The 6,000-nt window shown below is 67.8% G+C and carries 5 protein-coding genes and 2 pseudogenes; 6 read left to right on the forward strand and 1 reads right to left on the reverse strand.

From position 1 onward, the window contains the following. Window positions 1-899: 899 nt before the first annotated feature. A pseudogene (locus ACFV8T_RS42855) lies at window positions 900-1,626 on the reverse strand (DUF2637 domain-containing protein); the annotation flags it as partial. 412 nt (window positions 1,627-2,038) lie between these two features. Between ACFV8T_RS42855 and ACFV8T_RS42860 the strand changes: the two are divergent. From ACFV8T_RS42860 to ACFV8T_RS42885, 6 genes and pseudogenes are all read left to right on the forward strand, one after another. Next, window positions 2,039-2,359: pseudogene (locus ACFV8T_RS42860) on the forward strand (GH25 family lysozyme); the annotation flags it as partial. Window positions 2,360-2,565: 206 nt separating this feature from the next. After that, window positions 2,566-2,886: a hypothetical protein gene (locus ACFV8T_RS42865; protein WP_385338639.1), complete on the forward strand. Its 321-nt coding sequence runs from the start codon at window positions 2,566-2,568 to the stop codon at window positions 2,884-2,886. Continuing rightward, entirely contained in the window at window positions 2,883-3,449 is a 567-nt protein-coding gene (locus tag ACFV8T_RS42870; RefSeq protein ID WP_385338642.1) for an AAA family ATPase, read from the forward strand. Before ACFV8T_RS42865 ends, ACFV8T_RS42870 begins: the two co-directional genes overlap by 4 nt. 8 nt (window positions 3,450-3,457) lie before the next feature. Beyond that, a complete protein-coding gene (locus ACFV8T_RS42875; protein ID WP_385338645.1) occupies window positions 3,458-3,964 on the forward strand; it encodes a hypothetical protein in 507 nt (168 codons plus the stop codon). 107 nt (window positions 3,965-4,071) lie between these two features. Continuing rightward, window positions 4,072-4,914 (forward strand): ASCH domain-containing protein, encoded by an 843-nt coding sequence (locus ACFV8T_RS42880; RefSeq protein WP_385338648.1) that lies wholly within the window; start codon window positions 4,072-4,074, stop codon window positions 4,912-4,914. Window positions 4,915-4,943: 29 nt separating this feature from the next. Further along, window positions 4,944-5,351 carry a low molecular weight phosphotyrosine protein phosphatase gene (locus ACFV8T_RS42885; protein ID WP_385338651.1) on the forward strand — a complete coding sequence of 136 codons (408 nt, stop codon included), beginning with the start codon at window positions 4,944-4,946 and terminating at the stop codon, window positions 5,349-5,351. Window positions 5,352-6,000 lie beyond the last annotated feature (649 nt).

The following is a 6,000-nucleotide window of genomic DNA, read 5'->3' on the forward strand; positions in this document are numbered from 1 at the left end:
CGGGACTCGCACCTGGACGATGCTGCGGCCGCTACTCTCCCGCCCGGACGCGTGTACGGCATGCCGATCCGTCGGCAGCGTTTGATCCTGCTGGCCAGCGGCGAACCGTGGCGGTGCACCGAGCTGCTCCTCCGGGTCGTCATCGGGTCCGCTCGGGAGAGAGCCCTGACCGTCGCTCTCCTCACCCTCGTGATCGGGGGCCGTCTCGACGGTCTGGTCCGCTTCCGCCCGTGCCGGACCGGCCTCGCCGGGGTTGTCGTCGCCGTTGTACTGAGCTCGGTGTTGAGGAGCAGGCCCAGTCCCGTCGTTGCCCTGTTCATGCTCCTGGAACAGGACGACGTAATCCCGCAGTTCGTCTGCGGTGACGGGCTGCCCGGTGGCGCCGAGGATGCCGTCGCGCTGGTACACGTACTCAGCGAGGGCGTCGGCGTCGGGGTACGAGCCTCGTTCCGCCGCGTACGTGAGCCAGGCGTTGTAGAAGTAGTCGGTCCATGTCTCTTCTTCGGATGCGTCCTGGGAAGCACCGGGGCCGGACCCGCCGTCGGGTGCGGGCGCGCCGCGCTGCTTGAGCACCTGAAGCAGGGGCCTGAGCTGCTCGTCGGACAGCGGGTCTCCGGCTGCTGTGGCGATGCCGTACCTGTCCTGGAGCCAGAGTGCGAACTGCGCACTCGTCGGCTCGGAACCGTAGGCGCCAATCCAGGCCCGGTAGGCGTCCGCGAGACGTCCGCCGGCCCTGGCATCGTCCGGTGTTGGCTCGTGCGGCCGTACAGCGGCTACTGAAGGCACCTGGAATGACGGATGCGGTTCTCCGGCACGCAGCTGCGTAAATTCCTTCTTCTGCGCGGCAGGGCTCTCAAGGGCGGGACTCAGCCTCTGCTTCGGGACCTGGGTGGTCAGGGTTGGGTCCGGGGCGAGGGGCAGCAGGGCGGGTTCGATGCCCGCGGCGGCAAGGCCGGCCGGGGCGGTTTCGGCCAGCGGGACGCCGTACTTCGCCAGGCGCAGCGGCATCAGGGACTCGACGGGGGCCTTGCGGCGCCAGTTGCGGCCGAAGCGGGCCTGGAGGCGGGCCTGGTAGATCAGCCGGTCCTGTTCGAGCTTGATGACCTGCTCGTAACTGCGGAGCTCCCAGAGCTTCATGCGGCGCCAGAGCCGGAACGTGGGGACGGGGGAGAGCAGCCAGCGGGTGAGGCGGACGCCCTCCATGTGCTTGTCGGCCGTGATGTCGGCGATCCGGCCCACCGCGTGGCGGGCGGCCTCGACGGAGACCACGAACAGCACCGGGATGACCGCGTGCATGCCGACGCCGAGCGGGTCGGGCCAGGCCGCGGCGCCGTTGAAGGCGATCGTCGCGGCGGTCAGCAGCCAGGCCGTCTGGCGCAGCAGCGGGAACGGGATGCGCAGCCAGGTCAGCAGCAGGTCCAGGGCGAGCAGGACGCAGATGCCCGCGTCGATGCCGATCGGGAAGACCAGCGAGAAGTCCCCGAAGCCCTTCTGGAGGGCGAGTTCGCGCACCGCCGCGTACGAACCCGCGAACCCGATCGCGGCGATGAGCACCGCTCCGGCGACCACGAGACCGATGAGTATCCGGTGGGTGCGGGTGAGGTGGAGCGAAGTGCTGTTACTCATGCCTCCGCTGTCCCTCCTGTATCTGCATCATCTGGCCACACTCTCACGATGGTTGGCCTGGTCCACGTGTTCGACGAAGGAAGCCTCAGGTTGTCAGCGAATAGTGATCACGCAGGCGGTGGAGCTGGTCAGGTGGAGGTCTCAGGTCCCGGCGCCCAGGTGGCGGGAGCGGGCGGTCCTTGAGGGGCAGTTTTACGCGGTAAAAACTGCGTGACTTTTACCGCGTAAAACTGCCCGAGCCCTCGTAGTCGTTCGCTGGGCCCTGCGCCGGGTCTCTGCGGTCGTGCCACGTGCCCTGCGGTGGTCGTGAGGCGCGGCGGGCGGTCGAGGGCAGCATGTGCCGCCGTCCGGAGACCTGCCGCAACGAACTCGGCCGCCCACGGCCCGCTGACCTGAGACGGCGACCGAGGGCGCCGACTGGAGCGACCGCTGGTTCAGCCGCGACCTTCAGGGCGCCAGGCAGGCCGGGCTGATGCACGGCGCGTACCACTTCTACGGCCGCACCCCGGGGGCCGCACAGGCCCGCAACTTCGTCAACGCGATGAAGGCGGCCGGCTACAGCGGCAAGCGTGCGGGAGAGCTGCCGCCCACGCTCGACCTGGAGCTGGACAAGGCCGGGCGCTGCCCGGGCAACTTCAGTACGGCCGGTGTCAGGACGTTCCTCGACGTCGTCACCGCGCAGATGGGCGTCAAGCCGATCGTCTACACCAACAAGCCGTTCGTCGACACCTGTATGAACGGGAACAGGTCGATGTTCGCGGGCTACGTCCTGTGCCGTGGGCGAGCGCGCCTCCTGTGTGACCGGCAAGGCGTCGGCGGAGCCTTCCGCCTGACGTCTTCGCGTGGGAGGCAGCAGAACACGAGGAGGCTCTCACCCGTCTCTGGGCCTGCGTGTACGCCCTGCGGGCCGAGCTGCTGGCTGTCGAACGTCAAGTCAGCATGGACGACCCCAGCGGCGCCACGGCGGACGCTGCACTTTGGCGGTACGGACAGATACACGCCCAGGCCCGCCACTACCAGGCTGCGTACGGTGGCGAGCTGCTGCCGGACGGAGCTGCGCCGCACGACCTCGCGGATCTGGCGGGCTGGACTCCCGCGTTGTCGCCGACGCAGACGCTGCTTGTTGCCGACGCGGCGTCGGCTCCGACTCCCGGTCTCTTCCTTGAGGCCATGCGCGCCGCTCCAGGGGGATCCGACTTTGTGACCACCTGGCGGACCGCTCTGACCACCGATCCCGACGATGAGGAGACCACCTCATGAGCACCCCTCAGGGCAGCTCCGAGACCACAGCCCGCCGCTACGTCATCACCGGCGGCCCCAGCGCGGGCAAGGAAGCGCTCTTCGAAGCAGTTGTCGCCGTCGGCCTTCCCGCGACCGACGGCGAGCCGGCGAGGGAAATCTACCGTCGGCACCGCGAGCGTCTGGGGCGTCACCTGGAGGTCGGCGACCGTCGCGACTACTCCCGTGAGGTCCTGCAGGCGTTCGTCGACGAGTACTGCGCGCACAAGACCGGGCCGCGGTTCTACAACTGGGGCATCCCCGACGGCTACGGCTGGGATGCCTTCTTCGGGCTCTCTCCGTACCCGGAGCTGGAAGAGGCCACCCGCATCTACCGGTACGACATCGTGTTCGTCCTGGACCCGCTGACCAATTTCGAGGACGAGAGCGATGTCGTGTTCGCCAAGGACCGCGAGATCCGGCGTGTCCACGAACTGATCGTGCAGGGCTACTACGACGCCGGCTACGAGCCGCTGTTCGTGCCCGCCGACGACGCCACCAGCCGCTTGGAATTCATCCGCGCCAACATCCGCCCGCCTCTGTAGGGAGAATCATGTCCGCGCACACAGCACCGACCCTGGTCTCGCCTAACAGCGTCCTCGCGAATGCCCTCCTGCGCACCATCGACATGATCCGACCCCGCGTGCAGGCGATGCGGCCCCAGCGCATTGAGTTCGTCGTCGGCACACAGATCAATGGGGCCCCGCACCTCGGCACGAACCTCGTCCAGGCATCTGCGTTCCTCCTCGCCCAGCAGGCCCGGCGCACATTCCGTACGGACACCGCGGTGAACTTCGGGGCGCTCGACAACGCCCCTCACGACATCGTCCTGGATCCTGAAACCCACCACGCCTACCAGCAGACGTATTTCCACGCGCTCGGCAAGGACGGAGTTGCCAATCTGATAGATGGCTACTACCGGCCCTTCTTCGACTCGTTGTCGGACGCCACCGACGTCGAGTACGGCACCGGGACGTACAGCGACCAGCAGGCCAGCCCGCCTTCAGGGCCGAGTTCCTGCGACCCCTGGAGGTTCTGGACGACCTCCGGTGGTGGCTGAACCCGTCCACGGGCGTCGTCCACACGCGGCTGCCCTGCCCGACGTGCGGGTGGGCTGAGAAGCGGGCCGAGCGGACATGCCTGGTCCGGCTCGACGGCGACGGCGCTGTGTTCTCGGCGATCTGCCATGATCACGGCCCGTACGAGCTGTGTATCGACCCCATGGACGGCGGTTACCTGGACCTGGCCACCCTGTACCGCAACGTCGTCAAGGAGCGTTCCTTCACCCGGAACACGAGCACCCTGCACGTCATGCTCAAGGGTGGTGACTGGGCATTCGGCTGCCAGTTGGTCGACGGAGCGCTCGCCGAGCTCGGTACGCCGGCCCGTGCCATGCCGGTCCGGATCTTCACCCCACAGGTGCTCTCCGACACTGGCGGCAAACTCTCCAAGTCCCTCATCCGGGCAGCGGGGAAGATCACAGATTTCCCCGGCGTCGAGCCGTGGATGCTCTCCACCACCGAGTGGCCGGGCACCACTGACCAGTACGTGGATGCCCTCCTCTGGATGGTCAGTCACCTGCTCACCGACCCCAAGCACTTTTTCCGCAGCTTCACCTCACAGGAGTTAGGACGTCTCATGGCCTCGCGCCCCTCCCGCCTCGCCACAACCCCCCGCGCCCGGGACATGCCGATCTACAAGCAGTACTACGACCTCATCGCCGCTGGCACGAAGACCATCGAGGTCCGCGTCGCCTACACGTCGATGCAGCGCATCAAGGCGGGTGACCAGATCCGCTTCACGTGCCGCAACGAGGCGACACTCACCCGGGTGAAGCGCGTTACCCGGTACACGTCCTTCACAGAAATGTTCGACCACGAGAGCGCGGCCGCGATCAACCCGACGACCACCCCCGAGGAGCAGCTGCGCGCGATCCGGGACATCTTCCCGGCCGAGAAGGAAGCGCTCGGGGTCCTGGCCATCGAGGTTGAGAAGGTCGAGTCCTGGTGACCGCTGACCGGCCCCGGCGGATTCTGACGGTGTGCACGGGCTGCCACTGCCGGGCACCGCTGGCGGCCGCCGTGCTCGCCGCGCGGGGCGGTGACGCTGTCGAAGTACGATCTGCCGGCATCCGCGATTGGCACGTAGGCCGCGGTGCCCACCCCGTCATGATCGAGGTTGCGGCCGAGCACGGTTACGACTTGAGCGGCCATCGTGGGGTCCAGGTCAGCGAGAGCCTCCTCGCTTGGGCGGACGTGGTGCTTGCCATGGACGCCAGGATCCTGGAGGCCCTGCGGGACCTGGCCGGTCGGAAGTCTGGTCCGGAACTGAAGCTCTACCTGGGCGACAATGACGTCCCCGACCCGTGGGAGAAGCCACGCGAGGCGTTCACCGAGTGTGTGACTGCGGTCGAAGCCGGCGCGCACCAGCACCTGGCACTGACGTAGACGGCCGTGGGCGGCTCCTGCCGCCGGGCAGTTCGCTCAGATATGGCCGCCGACCGACTGGGTCGGTGGCCATATCGCTGCCCGATGTGGTCCGGGGTGGGGCGCGGAGCGCTGCCGAGGCGCGGCCCGTTGCGGCAGGAGGAGGAGGTTCCCCGTCGCTCGCTGTTGATGCGGCTCTGTGTTCGCTACTGCGCACTGCCCATCGCCGACCGCCGGCCGTCGGGTTACTACACACGGCAGCATCCTCGTCCTCGCCCACAACCACGACCGGGTTGAGTCCCATCGCCGGGCCAGGTCTTCCGGGGCGCGATTCTGCTGAGGGCCAGCCTGATCGGGCCCGCACCGCCCCGCAGCAGTTTCGGGCAAGACCGTTTGCCGGACGTGCCCGAAGCTCTCGTGGTTCAGCTAGCGGCTGTCAGCACCGTTACGCGCTGCCCCGTCGGGACGACGAGGGTTGCTGAGCCGTCCTCGTCCGCGGTCAGGACGAAGCCGTCAGAGCTGTGCTCGTTGCTCGACCACCTGTGTGTGGCCAGGTTACGGCTCTGCAATGGCTATGAGGTGACCCCCGTGGTGTGGACACACCTGACAATGGATCTTGATGGTCCAGGAAGGTGTAGATCCACATGGCAAGGCCCTCGAAGTACAGTGC

The organism is Streptomyces sp. NPDC059832, from assembly GCF_042731715.1.
Taxonomy (GTDB): domain Bacteria; phylum Actinomycetota; class Actinomycetes; order Streptomycetales; family Streptomycetaceae; genus Streptomyces.

What these genes read in the sequence shown, in the direction of transcription:
- ACFV8T_RS42865 (WP_385338639.1), top strand. Translation starts at nt 2,566, where the DNA reads ATGGACGACCCCAGCGGCGCCACGGCGGACGCTGCACTTTGGCGGTAC.
- ACFV8T_RS42870 (WP_385338642.1), top strand. Translation starts at nt 2,883, where the DNA reads ATGAGCACCCCTCAGGGCAGCTCCGAGACCACAGCCCGCCGCTACGTC.
- ACFV8T_RS42875 (WP_385338645.1), top strand. Translation starts at nt 3,458, where the DNA reads ATGTCCGCGCACACAGCACCGACCCTGGTCTCGCCTAACAGCGTCCTC.